Below are 23,547 nucleotides of genomic sequence, written 5' to 3' on the forward strand. Positions count from 1 at the left end.
AGCACACTGCTCCGATGGACGCGTTACGGACCACCCCCACCCCCCGTACCACGCCGGACCTGCCGCTGCACCGGCTACAGGTCCCGCTGCCGCACCTGCTCCCGTTCGCCATCGGGAGCTTCGACACGATCGGCCCGCTGTCCCGGGCGGGCTTCCCGCACCGGCACTCGTTCCACGAGATCGTCCACGTCACCGGCGGCCGCGGCGCCCACGTCCTGGACCTGGTCCACCGGCCGCTGGCGCCACCGCAGTTGTGCGTGATCACGCCCGGCCAGGTGCACTACTGGTCGGACGCGGACGAACTCACCGGCCAGGTCGTCCTGTTCAACGAGGACTTCCTGCTCCGGAACCCGCAGGACCTCGCCGCGCTGCGCACCCTGGCCACCCGCCCCGCGCTCGGACTCGGCGAACAGGCCGGGCCGGTCGGCGCGTTGCTCGCCGACATGGAACACGAGTACCGCTCCAGGCAGCCCGGCTACCAGGGCGTGCTGCGGGCCAGTCTGCACATCCTGATCGTCCGGGCGCTGCGCGCCGGCCGGCCGGGGGAGCGGCCGTCGCCGCCCGGCCGGCCGACCGAACTGGCCTCCGCCTTCACCCGGTTGATCGCCGGCCCGGGCGGGGTGCGGCACTCGGTGGCGTCCAGTGCGCAGGAACTCGGCGTCTCGCCGGGCCACTTGCAGACCCTGGTCAAGCAGGCCACCGGTCGCACCCCGGGCGGGCTGATCCGGCGCCAGCAGACCCTGGAGGCCAAACGGTTGCTGGCCTGCACGGATCTGACGATTCGTCAGGTTTCGAAGGAGGCGGGCTTCGCCGACCCGGCCTACTTCTGCCGTTTCTTCCGGCGGGAGACCGGGATGACGCCGGGGGAGTTCCGGGCCCGGGTCGACGGAAATCACCACGATCCCCGGATCGCGTCCATCGCGGCGGCCCCGGACTGCCCGTAACTTTGCTGGTGGCCACCGGTGGTCGGTCCGGCGCGCGCGGACGGGCGGCCGGTTCGGCCCTTGTCATGCCCCCACCATGGCAAGGGCCGCCCCCCACATCCACCCCACCCCCCACCCGAAGGAGAGGGCGCATGCCCACGCCCGACGGCATGATCAGCCGCAAGACCGTCCTGAAGGCCGCCGCCGCGCTCGGCGCCGCCCCGCTGCTGGTCGGCGGCGGCGTCGCGCTGGCCCGCGAGCAGGCCGGCACCGGTCGGCCCCCCGGCCTCACCCCCGAGTGCCACGACGGTGACGACCCCACCATCGAGCAGACCGAGGGCCCCTACTTCAAGCCCAACTCCCCACTGCGCAGCTCCATGGTCAACGACGGCCCCGGCACCCGGCTGACCGTCAGCGGCTACGTCTTCGGCCGCGCCTGCCGACCGATCTCCGGCGTCCTGCTGGACTTCTGGCAGGCCGACGACAACGGCGCCTACGACAACACCGGGTTCACCTTCCGCGGCCACCAGTTCACCGACGCGAACGGCGCCTTCAAGCTGGACACGATCGTCCCCGGCCTCTACCCGGGCCGCACCCGGCACCTCCACGTCAAGCTCCAGGCGCCCGGCCGCCCGGTGCTCACCACCCAGCTCTACTTCCCCGGCGAGCCGCGCAACAGCACGGACACCATCTACGACGCCCGGCTGCTGATGAACGTCCGCCAGAACGGCCCGGGCCGTGAGGGCAGCTACGACTTCGTCCTGGACGTGCCGCAGACCCCGGGCACGCCGAGCCCGACCCCCACCGCCACCCCGACCGGAACCCCCACCGGAACGCCCACCGGAACGCCCACGCCGCCGAGCGGCAGTTGGAAGCCCGGGGCCTCGTACAACGCGGGCGACCGCGTCACCTACTCCGGTGCCTCCTACCTCTGCCTCCAGGCGCACACCGCCATGGTGGGCTGGGAGCCGCCGAACGTGCCGGCCCTCTGGCAGCGGTCGTAGCGGCTCCGGCCGCGTCCCCCGGGGTGCCGGGCGCCCGGTCGGCGGCAGGGTCGACCGGGCGCTCAACCGTGTCCGAAAGCCTGCCCGAAGCCTGCTCGACGCCCGCCCAACGCCTGCCCGAAGCCCGCCCGAAGCCTGCCGCATGCCTGCCGGAAACAACGCCGGTCCCGTCAAGGTCCGTTCCTTATCAGTCGGGAAGCGGTCCGGCAATGACAGGAAGCGAATCCAGTCGATCTTGTGTACTGGTTAGGCTTTCAAATGTTCGCAAGGTTAAAGTCGGTTCCATGCATGCCTGGCCCGCCTCCGAGGTTCCCGCCCTGCCTGGTCAGGGGCTCCCCCTCCGTATCTTCGACACCGCAGCGGGCACGGTCCGTGAGGTCGTGCCGCAGGACGGCACCGCCCGGATCTACGTCTGCGGCATCACCCCCTACGACGCGACCCACATGGGCCACGCCGCCACCTACAACGCCTTCGACCTGGTGCAGCGCGTGTGGAAGGACGCCGGCCACGACGTCCTGTACGTCCAGAACGTCACCGACGTGGACGACCCGCTGCTGGCCCGGGCGGTCGAGACCGGTCAGGACTGGGTGGCCCTCGCCGAGCGCGAGACGGCCCTGTTCCGCGAGGACATGACCGCCCTGCGTCTGCTCCCGCCAGCCCACTACATCGGCGCCGTCGAGTCGATCCCGTGGATCGTCCCGCTGGTCCAGAAGCTGCTCGCCAGCGGCGCCGCCTACCAGGTGGACGGCGACATCTACTTCTCGGTCGACTCCGACCCCCGCTTCGGCCAGGTCTCCGGCCTCGACCGGGAGGCCATGCGCCCGGTCTTCGCCGAGCGCGGCGGAGACCCGGACCGCCCGGGCAAGCGCCACCCGCTGGACGCCCTGCTCTGGCTCGCCGCCCGCCCGGGCGAGCCCGCCTGGGAGACCGAACTCGGCCACGGCCGCCCCGGCTGGCACATCGAGTGCGTCGCCATCGCGCTGCAGTACCTCGGCATGTCCTTCGACATCCAGGGCGGCGGCAGCGACCTCTCCTTCCCGCACCACGAGATGGGCGCCTCGCACGCCCAGGTCGCCACCGGCGCCCACCCGTACGCCAAGGCGTACGTGCACGCCGGCATGGTCGGCCTGGACGGCCACAAGATGTCCAAGTCCCGCGGCAACCTGGTCTTCGTCTCGGCGCTGCGCCGCGAGGGCGTCGACCCGGCGGCGATCCGCCTGGCGCTGCTCTCGCACCACTACCGCGAGGACTGGGAGTGGACCAAGGCGACCCTGGACGAGGCCGTCGAGCGCCTCGCCCGCTGGCGGGCCGCGGTCTCCCGGCCGGACGGCCCGGCCGCCGAGCAACTGCTCGACGAGGTCCGTACGGCGCTCGCGGACGACCTGGACGCGCCCGCCGCGCTGGCCGCCGTCGACCGCTGGGCCGAGCAGCAGGAGGCCGGGGGCGGCACCGACATGGGTGCGCCCGGCCTGGTCAGCCGCACCGTGGACGCCCTGCTCGGCGTCGCGCTGTAGGACCTGCCTCCTCTCAACACGCCGAAGGGGCGTCCGGACCACGCGTCCTGACGCCCCTTCGGCGTTGTCCGGGGCGGGCCCGGGGCGGCGGCTACTCCTCGTCGCCGTCCTGGCTCTCCCGGGCCGAGCCCGGGGACTCCGGCTCGGCCGGCCGCTCCGCCGTGGCGTGCCCGGCCACCGGCTTCTCGCCGGTCGGCCCGACGTTCTCCCGGCGGCGCAGGTAGCGCTCGAACTCGCGGGCGATCGCGTCGCCGGAGGCCTCCGGCAGCTCCGCGGTGTCCTGCGCCTCCTCCAACTGCTGGACGTACTCGGCCACCTCGCTGTCCTCGGCGGCCAGCTGGTCCACGCCCAGCTGCCAGGCCCTGGCGTCCTCGCCGAGCTCGCCCGGCGGGATGCGCAGGTCCAGCAGGTCCTCCAGCTTGTTGACCAGGGCCAGCGTCGCCTTGGGGTTCGGCGGCTGCGCGACGTAGTGCGGCACGGCCGCCCAGAGTGTCACGGCCGGGACCCCGGCGTGCGTGCAGGCCTCCTGGAGCACCCCGACGATGCCGGTCGGGCCCTCGTAGCGGCTCTCCTCCAGGTCCAGCCGGCGGGCCAGCTCCGGGTCGGAGGTGACCCCGCTGACCGGCACCGGGCGGCTGTGCGGGGTGTCGCCGAGCAGCGCGCCCAGGATCACCACCAGCTCGATGCCGAGTTCGTGCGCGAAGCCGAGCAGCTCGTTGCAGAACGAGCGCCAGCGCATGCTCGGCTCGATGCCGCGCACCAGGACGACGTCCCGGGTGGTCGGCTCGGTCACCCGGATCACCGAGAGCCTGGTGGTCGGCCAGGTGATCCGGCGGATGCCGCCGTCCAGCCAGACCGTGGGCCGGTTGACCTGGAAGTCGTAGTAGTCCTCCGCGTCCAGGGCGGCGATCACCTTGCCGCCCCAGGTGTCGTCCAGATGTGCCAGGGCCGCGGAGGCGGCGTCGCCCGCGTCGTTCCAGCCCTCGAAAGCGCAGACCATCACCGGGTCGATCAACTCGGGAACATCTTCCAGCTCGATCACCCAGCGTCTCCCTCCGGTCGGCGGTCGAACCTGCGCCGCCTCGGCTGGCCTGCCGGGGCGCCGACGGGTCGGCTGCCGACTGTCGAACCTCTCGTCACCCATGGAACGCCTCGCCCCATGGTCCCTACCTGCCCAGCCTACGGGCTTTGATGCGCACCGCGGCCGGGCACCGGGACAGTCTGGGGGAGCGTGCCGCCCCGATCCAGCGGATATCCGGACGGTCCGGGCTGACGGGTCGTCAGCTCCTCCGGGGCGGGCGCGGACGGTGTCCGAGCGGCGACGCGGCGCGACGACGCACCCTTCCCGCACGCGCCGCCGGAACCCCTCAGGCGTCCACCCACCCGCGCCGGTACGCCGCCCAGTGCTCCGGGGTGGCGGCGAAGTCCACGTAGAGCGCGACGCCGAAGTTCCGTCGCCCCGGGTCCTGGCGGCCCAGGCCCAGCCGGACGCCCCGGACGGCGGCCGGCACGGTCTCGGCGTCACCCCGATGGCCGTGCCGGTCGTCCCAGAAGAACGGCAGGCCGATCAGCAGGTCCACCCCGGCCGGGGTGGCCTCCAGCGCCAGTTCGGTCTGCAGGGCGACGTAGCCGCCGAACAGCGGCTCGGTCGGCATGCTGGTGTCGTACGCCATCACGGCGACCTGGTCGACCCGGCGGGCGGTCTCGGTGAAGTACGCCTGGTCCCACCACTTGCCGTGGTCGGTGAGCAGGATCCCGGCGGTGTGCAGGCCGGGCACCGGGTCGAGCTGCGGGGCCGCCACCGAGAGCGCGGCGCCGTGCTCGGCCGTGACCGGGCGGACCTGGTCGAGCAGGGCCAGCCAGCCGGCGCTGCCGGGCCGGATCGGTTCCATGTCGAAGTGCACGCCGTCGAAGCCGAGGTCCAGGACCTGCCGGGCGGAGGCGGTGACCCGGTCCCGGGTGGGGGCGTCCTCCAGGTCCAGGGCGTCCTTCTCCGGCTTGACCTCGTCGCCCAGCCAGCTCTGCACCCGGACGTCCGGCAGCGCCCGGTGCACCGCGTCGGTGAACCAGCGGGCCCGGGGGTGGACGGCGGGCGGCAGCGAGCCGTCGTGTTCCAGCGGGCCGGTGTGCACGTACAGGTCGCGGACGCCGGTGCCGGCCAGCTGCCGCACCAGCGCGGCGACGTCGGCCTCGCCCTTGCGGCCGTCCACCCAGGCGTGGCCGAGCCAGAGCGCGTCCCGGCCGCGGGTGCGGGCCTCGGCGGACGGGTCGCCGGTGTAGTGCAAGCGGATCGCGACGAAGGCCGAGCCGAGCGCGGCCGTCGGCACGGCCGCCGCGAGGCCCAGTGCCAGCAGCGCCCGGCGCCACCAAGACCAGCTCCGCCAGCGCTTGCGCAACGCCCGGAACGGGGCCGCCAGGGCCCCCGTGACGCGTCGCGCGACGGTCGGGAATCGGCCCACGCGGTTGCTCCCCCCTTGCGGTCGAACGCTCAGGATACGGAATGCGACCGCAGGCCGGGGCGCGGGCCGGATACCCTGGCCACGTGCGGGCCCGAGTAAGCGGGCCCGCAAAGCCGACAGCCGTCGCACCAGGGAGAAGCCCCATGGCCACTGCAGCCAATCCGTCCATCACTCAGCAGAGCCGCGCGAACGCGCTGCGTGAAGCGCTCGCCACCCGGGTGGTGGTCGCCGACGGTGCAATGGGCACCATGCTCCAGGCACAGGATCCGACGCTGGAGGACTTCCAGAACCTGGAGGGCTGCAACGAGGTCCTCAACGCCACCCGGCCCGACATCGTGCGCTCCGTCCACGAGGCCTACTTCGGGGTCGGCGTGGACTGCGTCGAGACCAACACCTTCGGCGCCAACTTCTCCGCACTCGGCGAGTACGAGATCGCGGATCGCATCTTCGAGCTGTCCGAGTCGGGCGCCCGGATCGCCCGCGAGGTGGCCGACGCCCACGCCGCCGACGGCCGCACCCGCTGGGTGCTCGGCTCGATCGGCCCCGGCACCAAGCTGCCCACCCTCGGCCACGCGCCGTACGAGACGCTGCGCGACGGCTTCCAGCAGAACGCGGCCGGCCTGATCGCCGGCGGCGCCGACGCGCTGCTGGTCGAGACCAGCCAGGACCTGCTGCAGACCAAGGCCGCCATCCTGGGCTGCAAGCGCGCCCTCGCCGAGGCCGGGCTGGACCTGCCGGTGCTGGTGCAGGTGACCGTGGAGACCACCGGCACCATGCTGCTCGGCTCCGAGATCGGCGCCGCGCTGACGGCCCTGGAGCCGCTCGGCGTCGACTACATCGGCCTCAACTGCGCCACCGGCCCGGCCGAGATGAGCGAGCACCTGCGCTACCTGGCCAAGAACGCGCGGATCGGCCTGTCCTGCATGCCGAACGCGGGCCTGCCGGTGCTCGGCAAGGACGGCGCCCACTACCCGCTCTCCCCGTCCGAACTGGCCGACGCGCACGACGTGTTCACCCGCGAGTACGGCCTCTCGCTGGTCGGCGGCTGCTGCGGCACCACGCCCGAGCACCTGCGCCAGGTGGTCGAGCGGGTGCAGGGCCGGCCGGTCACCCCGCGCACCCCGCAGCCGGAGTCCTCGGCGTCCTCGCTGTACCAGGCGGTGCCGTTCCGCCAGGACACCTCGTACCTGGCGATCGGCGAGCGCACCAACGCCAACGGTTCGAAGAAGTTCCGCGAGGCGATGCTGGCCGGCGACTGGCAGGCCTGCGTGGAGATCGCCCGCGAGCAGATCCGGGACGGCTCCCACCTGCTGGACCTGTGCGTGGACTACGTCGGCCGCGACGGCGTCGCCGACATGAAGGAGATCGCCGGCCGGCTGGCCACCGCCTCCACCCTGCCGATCGTGCTGGACTCCACCGAGCCGCAGGTGCTGCGGGCCGGCCTGGAGGCGCTCGGCGGCCGTGCGGTGCTCAACTCGGTCAACTACGAGGACGGCAACGCCCCGGATTCGCGCTTCGGCCGGATCGCCTCGCTGGCCCGCGAGCACGGCGCCGGCCTGATCGCGCTGACCATCGACGAGGAGGGCCAGGCCCGCACCGCCGGCAAGAAGGTCGAGATCGCCGAGCGGCTGATCGCCGAGCTGACCGCCGACTACGGCGTCGACGAGGGCTCGATCCTGGTGGACTGCCTCACCTTCACCCTGGCGACCGGCCAGGAGGAGTCCCGCCGGGACGGCATCGAGACCATCGAGGCGATCCGCGAGCTCAAGCGCCGCCACCCGGCCGTGCAGACCACGCTGGGCCTGTCCAACATCTCCTTCGGCCTCAACCCGGCCGCCCGGGTGGTGCTGAACTCGGTCTTCCTGCACGAGTGCGTGGAGGCCGGCCTGGACTCGGCGATCGTGCACGCCTCCAAGATCCTGCCGATCTCCCGGATCCCCGAGGACCAGCGCGAGGCCGCCCTCGACCTGGTCTACGACCGCCGCCGGGACGGCTACGACCCGCTCCAGCACCTGCTGGAGCTGTTCGACGGCGTCTCCTCGGCCTCGGTCAAGGCGTCCAAGGCGGAGGAGCTGGCCGCGCTGCCGCTGGACGAGCGCCTGCAGCGCCGGATCATCGACGGCGAGCGCAACGGCCTGGAGGCCGACCTGGACGAGGCGCTGGCCGGGCGGCCCGCGCTGGAGATCATCAACGACACCCTGCTGGCCGGCATGAAGGTGGTCGGCGAGCTGTTCGGCTCCGGCCAGATGCAGCTGCCCTTCGTGCTCCAGTCCGCCGAGGTGATGAAGACCGCGGTGGCCCACCTGGAGCCGTACATGGAGAAGTCCGACAGCGAGGGCAAGGGCACCATCGTGCTGGCCACCGTCAAGGGCGACGTCCACGACATCGGCAAGAACCTGGTGGACATCATCCTGTCCAACAACGGCTACAACGTGGTCAACCTGGGCATCAAGCAGCCGGTCTCGGCGATCCTGGACGCCGCGCAGGAGCACAAGGCGGACGTGATCGGGATGTCCGGCCTGCTGGTGAAGTCCACCGTGATCATGAAGGAGAACCTGGAGGAGCTCAACCAGCGCAAGCTGGCCGCGAGTTACCCGGTGATCCTGGGCGGCGCCGCGCTCACCCGGGCCTACGTCGAGCAGGACCTGCACGAGATCTACGAGGGCGAGGTCCGCTACGCCCGGGACGCCTTCGAGGGCCTGCGGCTGATGGACGCGCTGATCGCGGTCAAGCGCGGCGTGCCCGGCGCGAGCCTGCCGGAGCTCAAGCAGCGCCGGCACGCCCGGGTCGAGGTGGTGGAGGAGCCGGAGGTCAACCTCGGCCAGATCCGCTCGGACGTCACCGTTGACAACACCGTGCCGACCCCGCCGTTCTGGGGCGACCGGATCGTCAAGGGCATCCCGTTCGCCGACTACGCCTCCTGGCTGGACGAGGACGCGCTGTTCAAGGGCCAGTGGGGCCTGAAGGCGGCCCGCAGCGGCGAGGGGCCCTCGTACGAGGAGCTGGTGGAGACCGAGGGTCGGCCGCGGCTGCGGATGTGGCTGGACCGGCTGCAGACCGAGGGCTGGCTGGAGGCGGCCGTGGTCTACGGCTACTACCCGGCCAACTCCAAGGGCGACGACCTGATCGTCTTCCACGAGGACGGCACCGAGCGGACCCGCTTCACCTTCCCCCGCCAGCGGCGCGGGCGCCGGCTCTGCCTGGCCGACTTCTTCCGCCCGGAGGAGTCCGGCGTGCGGGACGTGATCGGCCTCCAGGTGGTCACCATGGGCAACCGGATCTCGGAGGCGGCGAACGAGCTGTTCGCCGACAACTCCTACCGCGACTACCTGGAGCTGCACGGCCTGTCGGTGCAACTGGCCGAGGCGCTGGCCGAGTTCTGGCACGCCCGGGTCCGCTACGAGCTGGGCTTCTCCGGCGAGGACCCGCAGGACGTCAAGGACATGTTCGCGCTCAAGTACCGGGGCGCCCGCTTCTCGCTCGGCTACGGGGCCTGCCCGGAGCTGGAGGACCGCGCCAAGATCGCCGAGCTGCTGAAGCCCGAGCGGATCGGCGTGGTGCTCTCCGAGGAGTTCCAGCTGCACCCGGAGCAGTCCACCGACGCGATCGTCATCCACCACCCGGAGGCGAAGTACTTCAACGCCCGGTAACCCCGGCGCCTCGTTCCGTTCGCTCTTTTCGGGCGAACCGGGCGTATCCTGGATGATCCTGAACGGGCCGGTCCGCTCACCAGCGGGCCGGCCCGCGCCATCCCCGGGGGGCGCTCGAACGCACCCGGGGGTACCGACGGAAGGACTCCCGCCATGACCACCTCCACCGCCGCCCGGATCCTCGACCACGGGGACGGCCGCGGCCTGCAGGCGGTGCTGCTGGACATGGACGGGACGCTGGTGGACACCGAGGACTTCTGGTGGCAGGCCGAGGTCACCCTGTTCGCCGAGCTGGGCCACGCGCTGACCGACGAGGACCGGGCCCAGGTGGTCGGCGGTCCGATGACGCGGGTGATCGACTACCTGGTCGGCACCACCGGGGTGGACCTCGCCCCGGCGGACCTGACGGTGCTGATCAACCAGCGCTTCGTCGACCTGCTGGCGGGCGGCGTGCCGCTCATGCCGGGCGCCGAACGTCTCCTCAACACCCTGGCCGCACACGGGATTCCGGCCGTTCTGGTGACCGCCTCGCACCGGCACGTGGTGGACATCGTGCTGCGCTCGCTGGGCTCCCACCACTTCGCCTTCACGGTTGCCGGGGACGAGGTGCCGCGCACCAAGCCGCACCCGGACCCGTACCTGGAGGCGGCCCGGCGGCTGGGCGCGGACCCGGCCCGCTGCGTGGTGGTCGAGGACGCGCCGACCGGGGTGCGGGCGGCCGAGGCGGCGGGCTGCCCGGTCGTCGCGGTGCCCTCGGTGGCACCGATCGAGCCGGCCCCGGGGCGGCTGGTGCGCTCCTCGCTGGAGCAGGTCGATCTTGAACTGCTGCGCTCGCTGGTCGCTTCGCGGGTGTGATTGTCATCTCATTGCGAGGGTGGTCTACTCGCCGGTAAGCAGCCGGATCCGGCCACCGCCGACGGCCGCCCGGGGAGAAAAAGGGCATTGCCTGACAACTCGTCGGGTGTTTCGCGATGCCCTCAACCACCGTGTCCCAAACGTCATCTGCACGGGTATCGGTCGTGCGTGTTCGATATGGCACGCTACTCCAGTTCGTTCCCCTCCCTCGCGCCCTGCCACCGCCGACGACGGGCAACCCCGTCCCGCCCGCGGTCGTACGGGCGCCAGGCCCGCGCACGCCTTCCGCACCCGGAGCGCCCTCGACGCGGGCCGCCGGCCCCGGTCGGACCGCACCCAGAAGGACGCGCCCCGTGAAGACTTCAGCTGAACGCCTGGCAGCACTCGGCTGCGCCGGTCTTGTCGCCGTGACGGCGGCAGGCTGCGGATCGGTCACCGACGCCGTCAAGGGGGACGGCGGCAAGGCGATCGTCATGGGCACCACCCAGCTCACCGGCGTGCTGGACCCGGCCGCCGCCTACGACTCCGGCTCCTGGCTGCTGCTGCGCAACACCTTCCAGTCGCTGCTCACCTTCCCGGCCGCCTCCAGCGCCCCCTCCCCGGACGCCGCGCAGTCCTGCGAGTTCACCGCGGGCGACGCCACCCAGTACCACTGCACCATGCGGACCGGCCTGAAGTTCTCCAACGGCCACCCGCTGACCGCGGCCGACGTGGTGTTCTCGATCGAGCGCACCAAGAAGATCAACGACCAGAACGGCGCGGCCCCCCTGCTCTCCTCGATCAGGAGCGTCGAGGCCAAGGGCGACACCGAGGTGATCTTCCACCTCTCCACGCCCGACGCCACCCTGCCGGCCAAGCTGGCCGGCCCGGCCGGCGCCATCCTCGACCACCAGGCCTACCCGGCCGACAAGGTCGTCCCCAACGACAAGCTGATCGGCTCCGGCCCGTACCGCTTCGAGACGGTCGAGGTCATGGGCGGCAACGGCGACACGGCCAAGCAGCTGGGCAAGGTCGTCCTGGTGCCCAACGACAAGTACAACGGCGAGGCCAAGCTCCGGAACAGCAAGTTCACCGTCCGGTACTTCGACAAGCCCGCCGACCTGAAGGCCGCGCTGGACAAGGGCGACGTCGACCTCACCGACAACAGCCTGGACCCGAACACCGCCGCCCAGATGCACTCCGACCAGCAGGGCGGCAAGACCGACCTCCAGGTCGTCGAGGGCGACAGCAACGACACCCGCTCGCTGGTCTTCAACACCAAGGACCCGGTCGCCGGCAACGTCGCCGTCCGCCAGGCCGCCGCCCAACTGCTCGACCGCAAGTCGCTCGCCCGCGACGTCTTCGCCCGGACCGTCCAGCCGCTGTACGCGATGGTCCCGGCCGGCGTCACCGGCCACACCACGGCCTTCTTCGACCGCTACGGCGACCAGGACAGCGGCAAGGCCAAGAAGATCCTCACCGACGCCAAGGTCCAGCTCCCGGTCAAGCTCACCCTCACCTGGTCGCGCTCGCGGGCCGGCAGCGCCGAGCCCGAGACCCTGAAGAAGCAGCTGGAGGCCGGCGGCCTGTTCCAGGTGACCGTCCAGACGGAGCCGGACTGGGACAAGTACCGGGCCGGCTGGTCCGAGGGCCGCTACCAGGCGTACCTCATCGGCTGGTTCGCCGACTACCCGGACCCGGACAACTACATCGCCCCGCTGCTCATCGACGGCGGCGCCTACCACCACGGCTGGGACGACCCGAGGATCAGCCAGAAGCTGGTGCCGGACGGCCTCAAGCAGGCCGACCGCAGCGCCGCGGTGGCCGGCTACGCCCAGATCCAGCAGATCGTCGCCGAGAACGCGCCGCTCATCCCGCTGTACCAGAACAAGGGCTTCTTCGCGTCGCGTTCGTACATCATCGGCGTCGAGTCGACCATCGACACCACCGGCGTGTTCCGCTTCTGGGAGATCAGCCGCAGCGCCGGCAAGTAGACGACCGGACGACACCCCTCAACACGGCGGCCCGCCCGCCTTCCCCCAGGGTGCACGGGGAAGGCGGGCGGGCCGTCGGCTGCAGGGTCTACAGGGCGCCCGGGCGCACCAGCCCGCTCTCGTACGCGTACACCGCCGCCTGCACCCGGTCGCGCAGCTGGAGCTTGGTCAGCACATGGCCGACGTGCGTCTTCACGGTGGTCTCGCTGACGAACAGTTCGGCCGCGATCTCCGCGTTCGAGAGCCCGCGCGCCACCAGCTTCAGCACCTCCAGCTCGCGCTCGGTCAGCGCGCTCAGCGCCTGCGGCGGCGCCTCCTCGCCCGAGGGCAGCTTGGTGGCGTACATGTCCAGCAGCCGGCGGGTGATGCTCGGCGCCAGCATCGCCGCGCCGTCCGCCACCACCCGGATCGCCTGCACCAGTTCCTCCGCCGGGACGTCCTTCAGCAGGAAGCCGCTGGCGCCCGCGCGCAGCGCCTCCACCACGTACTCGTCCAGGTCGAAGGTGGTCAGCACCAGCACCTTGGCCGGGCCGTCCCGCCCGGGGCCGGCGATCCTGCGGGTCGCCTCGACGCCGTCCATCCTGGGCATCCGGATGTCCATCAGCACCACGTCGGGCTGCAGCGCCCGCACCTGGTCCAGCGCCTGCTGACCGTCGCCGGCCTCGCCGACCACGACCAGGTCGGACTCGGCCTCCAGGATCATCCGGAAACCGGTGCGCAGCAGCGGCTGGTCGTCGACCAGCAGCACTCGGATCGTCACTAGGACTCCTTGCTCATCTGATCCCCCGTGGGATCGTCTTCGTCAGACGTACGCGACAGCGGCAGCGGGTACGGCGGGGGAGTGCCGCCGAACTCCGGGCAACTGGCCTGGTGGTCGCACCAGTCGCAGAGGCGGTTGCGGGTCGCCGGGAACTCCCCGGTGGCCACCGCGTGGGTGATCCGCTCCCAGAGCGCCCGCAGCTTGCGCTCCACCGCGAGCAGGTCGGCCTCGTCCGGGTCGTAGCTGACCACGTCCCCGCCCCCGCCGAGGTAGACCAGCTGGAGCCGCTTGGGGACGACACCCTTCCAGCGCCACACCACGAGCGCGTAGAACTTCATCTGGAACATCGCCTTGCCCTCGAAGTCCCGCGAGGGCGCCCGGCCGGTCTTGTAGTCCACCAGCCGGACCTCACCGCTCGGGGCGACGTCCACCCGGTCGATGTAGCCGCGCAGCAGCAGCCCCGACTCCAGGGCCGTCTCCACGTACAGCTCGCGCTCCACCGGGTGCAGCCGGGTCGGGTCCTCCAGCCGGAACCACTGGCCGACCAGCTTCTCGGCGTCCGCCAGCCAGCGGGCGAGCGCCGCGCCGTCCGGATCGTCCGGGAACAGCGAGCCCAGCTCCGGGCGCTCGCCCAGCAGCCGCTCCCACTGCGGGCGCAGCAGGCCCAGCGCCCGCTCCGGCGTCCGATCGGTCGCGGGGCTGTCGAAGAGCCGCTCCAGCACCGCGTGCACCAGTGTGCCCCTGGTCGCCGCCGCGCTCGGCGGCTCGGGCAGCCGGTCGATCACCCGCAGCCGGTACAGCAGGGGACAGGTCAGGAAGTCCCCCGCCCGGGACGGGGACAGGCCGGTCGGGGGCGCCGCCGGGCGCGCCGGGGCCCCGGCGGCGCTGGTGGTGTCGGTCTGCTGCATGCCTCCGACCCTATTGCCCTTCGCTGTCATCCTGCTGCCACGGTGCTGCCACACCGCGCGGCACAGTGGGTATGAAGCCTGACAGAGGGCCGCACGCCACCGGAGGGCCGCGATCACGTAGCGTGGGCGCACCGGGGCACGACGGGGCAGACGACCGAAGGGATCACGGTGAGCGACAGCAGGGGGCAGCAGACCTCCGACCAGCCACCGCAGGACGACGGCGGCCGCCCGGCAGGGCGACCGCCCCGGCCGCCCGAGCGCGGCAGCGGCCTCCTGGTGGGCCGCCCCTTCGGCGTGCCCATCTACGTGACCCCCTCCTGGTTCGTCATCGCCGCGCTGATCACCTGGGTGTTCGGCGGCCAGCTCGGCGACGTCCTGCCGGACCTCGGCGCCGCCCGCTACCTGCTCGCGTTCTTCTTCGCGGTCGCCTTCTACGCCTCCGTCCTGGTGCACGAGCTCGCTCACACCCTGGTCGCGCTGCGCTACAGGCTCGGTGTACGGCGGATCCAGCTCCAGTTCTTCGGCGGCGTCTCGGAGATCGAGAACGAGGCCGAGAGCCCGTGGCGCGAGTTCTGGCTGGCCTTCGTCGGCCCGCTGCTCTCGCTGGTGCTCGGCGGCGTGTTCTACCTCGCGATGCAGGCCGTGGAGCTCTCCACGGTGCCCGGGGTGCTGCTCACCGGGCTGATGGTCTCCAACCTGGTGGTCGCCGCGTTCAACCTGCTGCCCGGCCTGCCGCTGGACGGCGGCCGGATGCTGCGCGCGGTCGTCTGGGCGATCAGCGGCAAGGCGATGACCGGCACGGTCGCCGCCGCCTGGGTCGGCCGGGCGCTGGCCGTCGCGGTGCTGGTCGGCCTGCCGCTGTTCAGCGCCGCCCGCGGGATCGAACGCACCACGACCGACACCCTGGTGGACGCGGTGCTGGCCGCCGTCCTCGCCGCGATCATCTGGAACGGCGCCACCGGGAGCCTGCGCAACGCCCGGCTCAAGGAGGTGCTGCCCGGCCTGCGGCTGCGCGAGTTCGCCCGCCGGACCGTCGAGGTCACCGCCGACACCCCGCTCGGCGAGGCGCTGCGCCGGGCCCGCGAGGCCCAGGCCGGCGCGGTCGTGGTGGTGGACGGCCGGGGCGACCCGATCGGCATCGTCCGCGAGTCCGCCGTCCGCGCGGTGCCCGAGCACCGCCGCCCGTGGGTCGCCGTCGGCCCGCTCGCCCGCGACCTCGAACCCGGCCTTCGGCTGGACGCCGACCTCGGCGGCGAGGACCTGCTGCGCGCCGTCCAGGCCACCCCGGCCGGGGAGTACCTGGTGGTCGAGGCGGACGGCCGGGTGTTCGGCGTGGCCGCGCTCACCGACATCGAGCAGCGCCTCACCGCCGCCGTCGCCGGCCGGTGATCACTCTGGTCGGGCGGACCGTCCGCTTCCCTTAGGATTGACCGCATGTCCGAACCGACCGGTGCCACCCGCCGACGCGGGCCCTTCCAGGTCGGGGACCAGGTCCAGCTGACCGACCCCAAGGGCCGCCACTACACGTTCACGCTCCAGGCCGGGAACCAGTTCCACACCCACAAGGGTGCGTTCCCGCACGACGAGCTGATCGGCGCCCCCGAGGGCACGGTCGTGCGCACCACGGGGAACGTCCCGTACCTCGCGCTGCGCCCCCTGCTCCCCGACTACGTCCTGTCCATGCCGCGCGGCGCCGCCGTGATCTACCCCAAGGACGCGGGGCAGATCCTGGCCATGGCCGACATCTTCGCCGGCGCCCGCGTCGTCGAGGCCGGTGTCGGCTCGGGCGCGCTCTCCACCTACCTGCTGCGCGCCGTCGGCGACACCGGCATGCTGGCCTCGTACGAGCGCCGGCAGGACTTCGCCGACATCGCCAAGGGCAACGTCGAGCGCTACTTCGGCGGGCCGCACCCGGCGTGGAAGCTCACCGTCGGAGACCTCCAGGACAACCTGGTCGAGGCCGACGTCGACCGCGTCATCCTCGACATGCTCGCCCCCTGGGAGTGCCTGGACGTCGCCTCCAAGGCGCTCGTCCCCGGCGGCCTGATCTGCTGCTACGTGGCCACCACCACGCAGATGTCCAAGACCGTCGAGGCACTGCGCGACCACGGCACCTTCACCGAGCCGCAGGCCTGGGAGACCATGGTCCGCACCTGGCACCTGGAGGGCCTGGCCGTCCGCCCGGACCACCGGATGATCGGCCACACCGGCTTCCTGCTCACCGCCCGCCGCCTCGCCGACGGCGTCGAGCCGCCGCTGCGCCGCCGCCGCCCGGCCAAGGGCGCGTACGGCGAGGACTACGACAACGGGGGCTCGGAGCCGAGCCTCCAGGAGCGCGCCGCGGCCCGTGCCGCCGCCCGCGCCGTCGAGACCGAGCAGCCCGACCTGGGCTGACCGGGATCGCTTCCCAGGGGTGGTACGAGCCTGCTCGTGCCACCCCTCGGCATTCCGGCCGCCGGCGTGTGGGACGATGCTCGCGCACGCAGACCAGCTCCTGGGAGCACTGGAGGGGACGCCTGGTGGAGACCGCGGTCGGGACGACGGCTGGACAGCAGACACCGCGGGGCCGCACCGGGCCCGGGCACGCGCGCACCGCCCCCTGGCACTGGGCCCTGGCCCTGGCCGGCTGCGGCGCGGTGGTGGCCGCGGCCCTCGCCGCCAGCCCCGCCACCGGCACCCCGGTGCCCGTCCACGGCACTCCCAAGGCCCTCGGGGCGAGTGCCGCCCCCGACCCGGCCAAGGCCCAACTTCCGCTCGACTGCGGCCCGTTCCCGGTCGCGACGGCCATCAGCATGCCGGCCGACCTGGGCGACGGACGGCCCGGCACGGTCGTCGCCGCGCACTGCGCGGCCGAGAACGGCACCCCGCCGGACGCCGTCTACCTGCTCGGTTTCGGCCCCGGCGACCGCCCGGTGGTGCTGGCCACGCTCCTCTCCGAGCGCGAGAACCTCACCCTCGGCCGGCTCGCGCTGCGCTCCGACGGCGCCATCACCGGCCACGCGCAGGGGTATTCGAGCGACGAGGTGCCGCGCTTCCGTCCCGACATCTCACTCGACCTCACCTGGATGCGCAAGGGCGGCGGCTGGGAACGTTCCCAGACCGCCGCCCCGGTCAGCCAGACCTGAGGGGGAGGACGCGTCAGTCCGCGTCCGGCCCGTACACCTCGACCCGGTCGGTGACCCGGCGCACGTGGATGCAGTCGCCGGGGCACTCCTTCGCCGAGTCCACCACGTCCTGAAGGATCGTCAGCGGCACCGGGGCGGTCTCCCCGGGCTGCTGGCGCAGCTCGTCGTCCGGCCCCTTCACGTAGGCGAGGCCGTCGATGTCCAGCTCGAAGACCTCGGGTGCGTACTGCACGCAGATGCCGTCGCCGGTGCACAGATCCTGGTCGATCCACACCTCCAGCTGTTCGGCCGCCGCGGCCGTCTGCTCGGTTACCGACATGGTCCCCTGCCGTTTCTGTCCCGGGTCGCCCTTTTCCGGGGCAATCCCGCCATTCGTACAACGATCGGACCCAGGCGCCCGGTCGCGATCGGATATCACTTCGCTCGACGATACATCTGGCCCGCTTTGGGTGGTGAGCGGTGGGTATCCCCTTAGCAGAGGGGAAGCACGCTGGGGCGAAGATCGGACACGCCCGTTCCATCTTTCTTGATCTAGGGGTTTACGGACCCCTGGTCCCAGGTAGGGTCTGGAAGCGTCCAGCTCCCCGGAGGAGGTGAGGACCGTGGCAGCCCACGATGACGACTACAACCGCAGCACCGGCAGGCCCGCTCGTGGTTCCGACGAGGCCGCTCAGGTCTCGTTCCTTGAGCAGGAAATCGCTGTGCTGCGCCGCAAGCTCGCCGACTCGCCGCGCAATTCGAGGATCCTCGAAGAGCGGATCGTCGAGCTCCAGACCAACCTGGCCGGAGTGTCCGCCCAGAACGAACGGCTCGCCTCCACCCTGCGAGAGGCCCGCGACCAGATCGTGGCCCTCAAGGAGGAAGTGGACCGGCTGGCACAGCCCCCGGCCGGGTTCGGCACCTTCCTCGAGGCCAACGAGGACGGCACCGCCGACATCTTCACCGGGGGGCGCAAGCTCCGCGTGAACGTCAGCCCCAACGTCGCCCTCGACGAACTGCGGCGCGGCCAGGAAGTGATGCTCAACGAGGCCCTCAACATCGTGGACGCGATGGCCTTCGAGCGCATCGGCGAGATCGTCACCCTCAAGGAGATCCTCGAGGACGGCGAACGCGCCCTGGTCGTCGGCCACACCGACGAGGAGCGGGTGGTGCGCCTCGCCGAACCGCTGCGCGAGCTCACCGTCCGGGCGGGGGACGCCCTGCTGCTGGAGCCCCGCTCCGGCTACGTGTACGAGGTCGTGCCGAAGTCCGAGGTCGAGGAGCTGGTCCTCGAAGAGGTCCCGGACATCGACTACCGCCAGATCGGCGGACTGAGCAACCAGATCGAGCTGATCCGGGACGCGGTCGAGCTGCCCTACCTGCACGCCGACCTCTTCAAGGAGTACGAGCTGCGTCCGCCCAAGGGCGTGCTGCTCTACGGCCCGCCCGGCTGCGGCAAGACGCTGATCGCCAAGGCGGTCGCCAACTCGCTGGCCAAGAAGGTCGCCGAGGTCACCGGACGCCCCCAGGGGAAGAGCTACTTCCTCAACATCAAGGGCCCCGAACTGCTCAACAAGTACGTGGGCGAGACCGAGCGGCAGATCCGCCTGGTCTTCCAGCGGGCCCGGGAGAAGGCGAGCGAGGGCACGCCCGTCATCGTCTTCTTCGACGAGATGGAGTCGCTGTTCCGCACCCGCGGTTCCGGCGTCAGCTCGGACGTGGAGAACACCATCGTCCCGCAGCTGCTCGCCGAGATCGACGGTGTGGAGGGCCTGGAGAACGTCATCGTCATCGGCGCCTCGAACCGCGAGGACATGATCGACCCGGCGATCCTGCGGCCCGGCCGCCTGGACGTCAAGATCAAGATCGAGCGCCCGGACGCCGAGGCCGCGAAGGACATCTTCTCCAAGTACCTCAAGGAGTCGCTGCCGTTCCACCCGGACGACCTCAAGGAGCACGACGGCTCCCTGGGCACCACGGTGGCCGCGATGATCCAGTCGGTCGTGGAGCGGATGTACTCCGAGACCGAGGAGAACCGCTTCCTGGAGGTCACCTACGCCAACGGTGACAAGGAGGTCCTGTACTTCAAGGACTTCAACTCCGGCGCCATGATCCAGAACATCGTCGACCGCGCGAAGAAGATGGCCATCAAGGACTTCCTCGACCACGGTCAGCGCGGTCTGCGCGTCTCCCACCTGCTCGCCGCCTGCGTGGACGAGTTCAAGGAGAACGAGGACCTGCCGAACACCACCAACCCGGACGACTGGGCCCGCATCTCCGGCAAGAAGGGCGAGCGGATCGTCTTCATCCGCACGCTGGTCACCGGCAAGCAGGGCGCCGAGTCCGGCCGCTCGATCGACACTGTCGCCAACACGGGGCAGTACCTGTAAGCACGCGGTGAGACCGGGCCGCCCGGCGGTCCCCGGAACAGCACGCACCCCGTCCGGCTGTGGCGCCTCGCGGCCCCGCAGCCGGACGGCGCGTCTCGGGGTCCGCCCGTCGGCGCCGGGTTCTAGGCTCGACCCACCGATCGCGGGCAGAACGCCGGCGCCGGTGTTGTTCAGCGGTACGTCGGCGTGCTCCGCCCGTGGGGGGCGGCGCACCGGGCAAGGAGGGCCGCATGACCGTACGGCGCGTGATGGGCATCGAGACCGAGTACGGGATCTCCGTGCCCGGGCACCCCAACGCCAACGCCATGCTCACCTCGTCCCAGATCGTCAACGCGTACGCGGCGGCGATGCACCGGGCGCGGCGGGCCCGCTGGGACTTCGAGGAGGAGAACCCGCTGCGTGACGCCCGGGGCTTCGACCTGGCGCGCGAGGTGGCGGACGCCAGCCAGCTGACCGACGAGGACATCGGCCTGGCCAACGTCATCCTCACCAACGGGGCCCGGTTCTACGTGGACCACGCGCACCCCGAGTACAGCTCGCCCGAGGTCACCAACCCGCGCGACGCCGTGCTCTGGGACAAGGCCGGCGAGCGGATCATGGCCGCCGCCGCGCAGCGCGCGCTGGAACTGCCCAACGGGCAGAACATCCACCTGTACAAGAACAACACCGACAACAAGGGCGCCTCCTACGGCACCCACGAGAACTACCTGATGAAGCGGGCGACGCCGTTCGCCGACATCGTCCGCCACCTCACCCCGTTCTTCGTCTCCCGCCAGGTGGTCACCGGTGCCGGCCGGGTCGGCATCGGCCAGGACGGCTCGACGCACGGCTTCCAGATCAGCCAGCGGGCCGACTACTTCGAGGTCGAGGTCGGCCTGGAGACCACGCTCAAGCGCCCGATTATCAACACCCGGGACGAACCGCACGCCGACGCGGAGAAGTACCGCCGGCTGCACGTGATCATCGGGGACGCCAACCTCTCCGAGATCTCCACCTACCTCAAGCTGGGCACCACCTCACTGGTCCTGTCGATGATCGAGGACTCCTTCATCGCCTCCGACCTCGCCGTCGACCAGCCGGTGCGCACCCTGCACCGGGTCTCCCACGACCCCACGCTCAAGCACCTGATCACCCTGCGCAACGGGCGCAAACTCACTGCCGTCCAGCTCCAGCTGGAGTACTTCGAGCTGGCCCGCAAGTACGTCGAGGACCGCTTCGGCACCGACGCGGACGAGCAGACACTGGACGTGCTGGCCCGCTGGGAGGACGTCCTCGGGCGGCTGGAGCGCGATCCGATGTCGCTCTCCAGGCAACTGGACTGGATCGCCAAGCGGGAGATCCTGGAGGGCTACCGCAGCCGGGACGCCCTGGGGTGGGAGAACCCGCGGCTGCACCTGGTCGACCTCCAGTACAGCGACGTGCGGCCCGACAAGGGCCTCTACAACCGGCTGGTGGCCCGCGGCCGGTTCGAGCGGCTGGTGACCGAGGCGGAGGTCGAGCGGGCCGTCTCCAAGCCCCCGGAGGACACCCGGGCGTACTTCCGCGGGCGCTGCCTGGAGCAGTACGCCGACCACGTCGCCGCGGCCTCCTGGGACTCGGTGATCTTCGACCTGCCGGGCCGGGACTCGTTGCAGCGGGTGCCCACGCTGGAGCCGCTGCGGGGCACCCGCAACCACGTCAAGGAGCTGCTGGACCGCTGTCGCACCGCGGAGGACCTGCTACGGGTCCTCTCCGGCGGGTAACTTTTCGATCACCATGGGTGAACGTCCGCCGAATGGGAATCATCCGGGGTGGCAGCGGGTGTTGGACAGGAAGCGCCACCGGCAAACCGGGAGCGGCAGTCGCACCTTGTGTATAGGGTCGGTGCAGCAAGCAACGACCAAACCGTGCCAGAAGAATCGAGCGGGGTGAGGGAAATGGCGAGCAAGGACACCGGCGGCGGCCAGCAGCGGGCGAACCGCTCCTCCGAGGAGGTCGAGGAGCAGGCCGCGGAAACCCAGAATTCCGACGACCTCAAGGAACGCCAGGAAAAGCTGAGCGACGACGTCGACGCGGTGCTGGACGAAATCGACGAGGTCCTGGAGTCGAATGCGGAAGATTTCGTCCGCGGATTCGTGCAGAAGGGCGGGCAATAGCCCGTCCCCGGTATTCGGGAATTCACGGTCGTGACCGTCGAGGGCGGTCGGGCGGCGAGGGCCGCCCGGCCGTCCGGCACCGGCCCCCTGCGCGCGTGGACAGTGATCGTCGGGCGGGTAGGGTGCGGGCAACGCGAGCTTCAAGCTACCTGGAAGGAATCGTGTGGAAGCCAACACTCGTGGCACCGGGCGTCTACCGGCTGCCTTCCTGACCCCGGGGTCCTCCTCCTTCGTGGACTTCCTCGCCGAGCACCGGCCGGAGCTGATCCCCGGCCACCGCGGGCTCCCCGCGGGGGCCGTGGTCGACGCCCCGCACGGGACCACCATCGTGGCCGCGGTGTTCGACGGCGGCGTGGTGATCGCCGGTGACCGCCGGGCGACGATGGGCAACGTGATCGCCCAGCGCGACATGGAGAAGGTGTTCCCGGCCGACGAGTACAGCGCGGTCGGCATCGCCGGCACCGCAGGCCTCGCCATCGAGATGGTCCGGCTGTTCCAACTGGAGCTGGAGCACTACGAGAAGATCGAGGGCGCGGTGCTCTCGCTGGAGGGCAAGGCCAACCGGCTCACCGCGATGATCCGGGGCAACCTGGGCATGGCGATGCAGGGCCTGGCGGTCGTCCCGCTGTTCGCCGGCTACGACCTGGACCTCGGCCGCGGCCGGATCTTCAACTACGACGTCACCGGCGGGCGTTCCGAGGAGCGCGGCTTCGCCGCCACCGGCTCGGGCTCGGTCTTCGCCCGCGGCTCGATGAAGAAGCTCTACCGCGACGGCCTGACGGCCGACCAGGCCGCCATGCTCGTCGTCCAGGCGCTGTACGACGCGGCCGACGACGACTCCGCCACCGGCGGCCCCGACCTCGCCCGCAAGATCTTCCCGATCGTCTCGCTGATCACCGAGGACGGCTTCCGCCGGCTCACCGACGCGGAGGTCACCGAGATCGCGGTCGCGATCACCGACGAGCGCCGCTCGCACCCCAACGGCCCGCAGGCCCCGCTGCTCTAGCCATCACCTCTCAGGAAAGGGACGACCGCCGGTGTCGACACCGTTCTACGTCTCGCCCCAGCAGGCCATGGCGGACCGCGCGGAGTACGCCCGCAAGGGCATCGCGCGCGGCCGCAGCGTGGTCGTGCTCACCTACGCCGACGGCATCGTCTTCGTCGCGGAGAACACCTCCAGAGCGCTTCACAAGGTCTCCGAGATCTACGACAAGATCGCCTTCGCGGCGGTCGGCCGCTACAACGAGTTCGAGAACCTGCGCATCGGCGGCGTCCGCTACGCCGACCTGCGCGGCTACTCCTACGACCGGGCCGACGTCACCGCCCGGGGCCTGGCCAACGTCTACGCCCAGACGCTCGGCACCATCTTCTCCTCGGTCGGCGAGAAGCCCTACGAGGTCGAGCTGATCGTGGCCGAGGTCGGCCGCACCGCGGACGAGGACCAGATCTACCGCCTCACCCCGGACGGCTCGATCGTCGACGAGAAGAACTACGTCGTGGTCGGCGGCAACGCCGACTCGATCGGCAACTACCTGGGCCAGCGCCACCGGGCCGGGATGAGCCTCACCGAGGTGGTCCGGGCCGCCGTGGACTCGCTCGCCCGCGACCCCAACGGCGGCAGCCCGCGCGCCCTCACCCCGGAGCAGCTGGAGGTGGCCGTCCTCGACCGCCAGCGGTTCCAGCAGCGCAAGTTCAAGCGCATCCTGGGCAACCAGCTCGCCCGGCTGCTCGACGGCGACCAGTCCGCCGAGTCGGACGACGAGGACGACCCGGCGGACACCGCGCCGGAGTAGCAGTGCCTGCGGAGTCCCGTACGGCGGCCGGACGGAGGCCGTACGGGACTCCGGTGCCCCTGCGGCGGCCCAGTCGTCG

The 23,547-nt window shown here is 71.6% G+C and carries 19 protein-coding genes; 14 read left to right on the forward strand and 5 right to left on the reverse strand.

Annotation, left to right across the window (positions count from 1 at the left end; all coding sequences use genetic code 11):
• The first annotated feature begins 14 nt into the window (after nucleotides 1-14).
• From ACIP37_RS18775 to mshC, 3 genes are all read left to right on the forward strand, one after another.
• Entirely contained in the window at nucleotides 15-944 is a 930-nt protein-coding gene (locus ACIP37_RS18775; RefSeq protein ID WP_363583926.1) for an AraC family transcriptional regulator, read from the forward strand.
• A 65-nt stretch (nucleotides 945-1,009) separates the two neighbouring features.
• Nucleotides 1,010-1,927: a carbohydrate-binding protein gene (locus tag ACIP37_RS18780; protein ID WP_400803750.1), complete on the forward strand. Its 918-nt coding sequence runs from the start codon at nucleotides 1,010-1,012 to the stop codon at nucleotides 1,925-1,927.
• A gap of 284 nt (nucleotides 1,928-2,211) precedes the next feature.
• Nucleotides 2,212-3,441, forward strand: coding sequence for a cysteine--1-D-myo-inosityl 2-amino-2-deoxy-alpha-D-glucopyranoside ligase (mshC, locus tag ACIP37_RS18785; RefSeq protein WP_363583924.1), 1,230 nt, complete (start codon nucleotides 2,212-2,214; stop codon nucleotides 3,439-3,441).
• A 91-nt stretch (nucleotides 3,442-3,532) separates the two neighbouring features.
• On the opposite strand, the gene ACIP37_RS18790 is transcribed toward mshC, so the two are convergent.
• Together ACIP37_RS18790 and ACIP37_RS18795 are read right to left on the reverse strand one after the other, a co-directional pair.
• Nucleotides 3,533-4,483 (reverse strand): PAC2 family protein, encoded by a 951-nt coding sequence (locus ACIP37_RS18790; RefSeq protein WP_363583922.1) that lies wholly within the window; start codon nucleotides 4,481-4,483, stop codon nucleotides 3,533-3,535.
• 325 nt (nucleotides 4,484-4,808) lie between these two features.
• Nucleotides 4,809-5,900 (reverse strand): hypothetical protein, encoded by a 1,092-nt coding sequence (locus ACIP37_RS18795; protein WP_400844128.1) that lies wholly within the window; start codon nucleotides 5,898-5,900, stop codon nucleotides 4,809-4,811.
• A gap of 143 nt (nucleotides 5,901-6,043) precedes the next feature.
• On the opposite strand from ACIP37_RS18795, the gene metH reads away from it, so the two are divergent.
• From metH to ACIP37_RS18810, 3 genes are all read left to right on the forward strand, one after another.
• The gene (gene metH / locus ACIP37_RS18800) at nucleotides 6,044-9,550 is read left to right on the forward strand and encodes a methionine synthase (RefSeq protein WP_363583918.1); all 3,507 of its coding nucleotides are present in this window, start codon (nucleotides 6,044-6,046) and stop codon (nucleotides 9,548-9,550) included.
• 153 nt (nucleotides 9,551-9,703) lie between these two features.
• Nucleotides 9,704-10,405, forward strand: a complete 702-nt coding sequence (locus ACIP37_RS18805) for an HAD family phosphatase (protein WP_363583916.1) — start codon at nucleotides 9,704-9,706, stop codon at nucleotides 10,403-10,405.
• A gap of 353 nt (nucleotides 10,406-10,758) precedes the next feature.
• Entirely contained in the window at nucleotides 10,759-12,378 is a 1,620-nt protein-coding gene (locus tag ACIP37_RS18810) for an ABC transporter substrate-binding protein (protein WP_363583914.1), read from the forward strand.
• Between the two features lie 88 nt (nucleotides 12,379-12,466).
• Here the strand turns inward: ACIP37_RS18810 and ACIP37_RS18815 are convergent, their stop codons facing one another.
• Together ACIP37_RS18815 and ACIP37_RS18820 are read right to left on the reverse strand one after the other, a co-directional pair.
• Nucleotides 12,467-13,138: a response regulator transcription factor gene (locus ACIP37_RS18815; RefSeq protein ID WP_063346919.1), complete on the reverse strand. Its 672-nt coding sequence runs from the start codon at nucleotides 13,136-13,138 to the stop codon at nucleotides 12,467-12,469.
• A complete protein-coding gene (locus ACIP37_RS18820) occupies nucleotides 13,138-14,046 on the reverse strand; it encodes a RecB family exonuclease (protein ID WP_363583912.1) in 909 nt (302 codons plus the stop codon). Before ACIP37_RS18820 ends, ACIP37_RS18815 begins: the two co-directional genes overlap by 1 nt.
• 168 nt (nucleotides 14,047-14,214) lie before the next feature.
• On the opposite strand from ACIP37_RS18820, the gene ACIP37_RS18825 reads away from it, so the two are divergent.
• From ACIP37_RS18825 to ACIP37_RS18835, 3 genes are all read left to right on the forward strand, one after another.
• Nucleotides 14,215-15,435: a site-2 protease family protein gene (locus ACIP37_RS18825; RefSeq protein WP_363583910.1), complete on the forward strand. Its 1,221-nt coding sequence runs from the start codon at nucleotides 14,215-14,217 to the stop codon at nucleotides 15,433-15,435.
• Between the two features lie 45 nt (nucleotides 15,436-15,480).
• Entirely contained in the window at nucleotides 15,481-16,440 is a 960-nt protein-coding gene (locus ACIP37_RS18830; RefSeq protein WP_350877994.1) for a tRNA (adenine-N1)-methyltransferase, read from the forward strand.
• 125 nt (nucleotides 16,441-16,565) lie between these two features.
• A complete protein-coding gene (locus ACIP37_RS18835; RefSeq protein ID WP_363583908.1) occupies nucleotides 16,566-17,171 on the forward strand; it encodes a hypothetical protein in 606 nt (201 codons plus the stop codon).
• 13 nt (nucleotides 17,172-17,184) lie between these two features.
• On the opposite strand, the gene ACIP37_RS18840 is transcribed toward ACIP37_RS18835, so the two are convergent.
• Nucleotides 17,185-17,490, reverse strand: a complete 306-nt coding sequence (locus tag ACIP37_RS18840; RefSeq protein WP_363583906.1) for a ferredoxin — start codon at nucleotides 17,488-17,490, stop codon at nucleotides 17,185-17,187.
• A gap of 283 nt (nucleotides 17,491-17,773) precedes the next feature.
• Between ACIP37_RS18840 and arc the strand changes: the two genes are divergently transcribed.
• The 5 genes from arc (at nucleotide 17,774) to prcA (ending at nucleotide 23,468) form a co-directional block, all read left to right on the forward strand.
• Nucleotides 17,774-19,540, forward strand: coding sequence for a proteasome ATPase (gene arc / locus ACIP37_RS18845; protein ID WP_363583904.1), 1,767 nt, complete (start codon nucleotides 17,774-17,776; stop codon nucleotides 19,538-19,540).
• A gap of 230 nt (nucleotides 19,541-19,770) precedes the next feature.
• Nucleotides 19,771-21,282 (forward strand): depupylase/deamidase Dop, encoded by a 1,512-nt coding sequence (dop, locus tag ACIP37_RS18850; RefSeq protein WP_208869055.1) that lies wholly within the window; start codon nucleotides 19,771-19,773, stop codon nucleotides 21,280-21,282.
• 174 nt (nucleotides 21,283-21,456) lie between these two features.
• Nucleotides 21,457-21,675 (forward strand): ubiquitin-like protein Pup, encoded by a 219-nt coding sequence (locus ACIP37_RS18855; protein WP_031069167.1) that lies wholly within the window; start codon nucleotides 21,457-21,459, stop codon nucleotides 21,673-21,675.
• Between the two features lie 163 nt (nucleotides 21,676-21,838).
• On the forward strand, nucleotides 21,839-22,681 hold the full coding sequence (prcB, locus tag ACIP37_RS18860) for a proteasome subunit beta (protein ID WP_363583902.1): 843 nt from the start codon (nucleotides 21,839-21,841) through the stop codon (nucleotides 22,679-22,681).
• A 31-nt stretch (nucleotides 22,682-22,712) separates the two neighbouring features.
• Nucleotides 22,713-23,468, forward strand: a complete 756-nt coding sequence (prcA, locus tag ACIP37_RS18865) for a proteasome subunit alpha (protein WP_363583900.1) — start codon at nucleotides 22,713-22,715, stop codon at nucleotides 23,466-23,468.
• Nucleotides 23,469-23,547: the final 79 nt, after the last annotated feature.

This window comes from Kitasatospora sp. NPDC088861, from assembly GCF_044750105.1.
Classification (GTDB): domain Bacteria; phylum Actinomycetota; class Actinomycetes; order Streptomycetales; family Streptomycetaceae; genus Kitasatospora.

Coding starts and splice junctions, on each gene's coding strand:
- ACIP37_RS18775 (WP_363583926.1), top strand. CDS start 15: ATGGACGCGTTACGGACCACCCCCACCCCCCGTACCACGCCGGACCTG.
- ACIP37_RS18780 (WP_400803750.1), top strand. CDS start 1,010: ATGCCCCCACCATGGCAAGGGCCGCCCCCCACATCCACCCCACCCCCC.
- mshC (WP_363583924.1), top strand. CDS start 2,212: ATGCATGCCTGGCCCGCCTCCGAGGTTCCCGCCCTGCCTGGTCAGGGG.
- metH (WP_363583918.1), top strand. CDS start 6,044: ATGGCCACTGCAGCCAATCCGTCCATCACTCAGCAGAGCCGCGCGAAC.
- ACIP37_RS18805 (WP_363583916.1), top strand. CDS start 9,704: ATGACCACCTCCACCGCCGCCCGGATCCTCGACCACGGGGACGGCCGC.
- ACIP37_RS18820 (WP_363583912.1), bottom strand. CDS start 14,046: ATGCAGCAGACCGACACCACCAGCGCCGCCGGGGCCCCGGCGCGCCCG.
- ACIP37_RS18830 (WP_350877994.1), top strand. CDS start 15,481: ATGTCCGAACCGACCGGTGCCACCCGCCGACGCGGGCCCTTCCAGGTC.
- ACIP37_RS18840 (WP_363583906.1), bottom strand. CDS start 17,490: ATGTCGGTAACCGAGCAGACGGCCGCGGCGGCCGAACAGCTGGAGGTG.
- dop (WP_208869055.1), top strand. CDS start 19,771: ATGACCGTACGGCGCGTGATGGGCATCGAGACCGAGTACGGGATCTCC.
- ACIP37_RS18855 (WP_031069167.1), top strand. CDS start 21,457: ATGGCGAGCAAGGACACCGGCGGCGGCCAGCAGCGGGCGAACCGCTCC.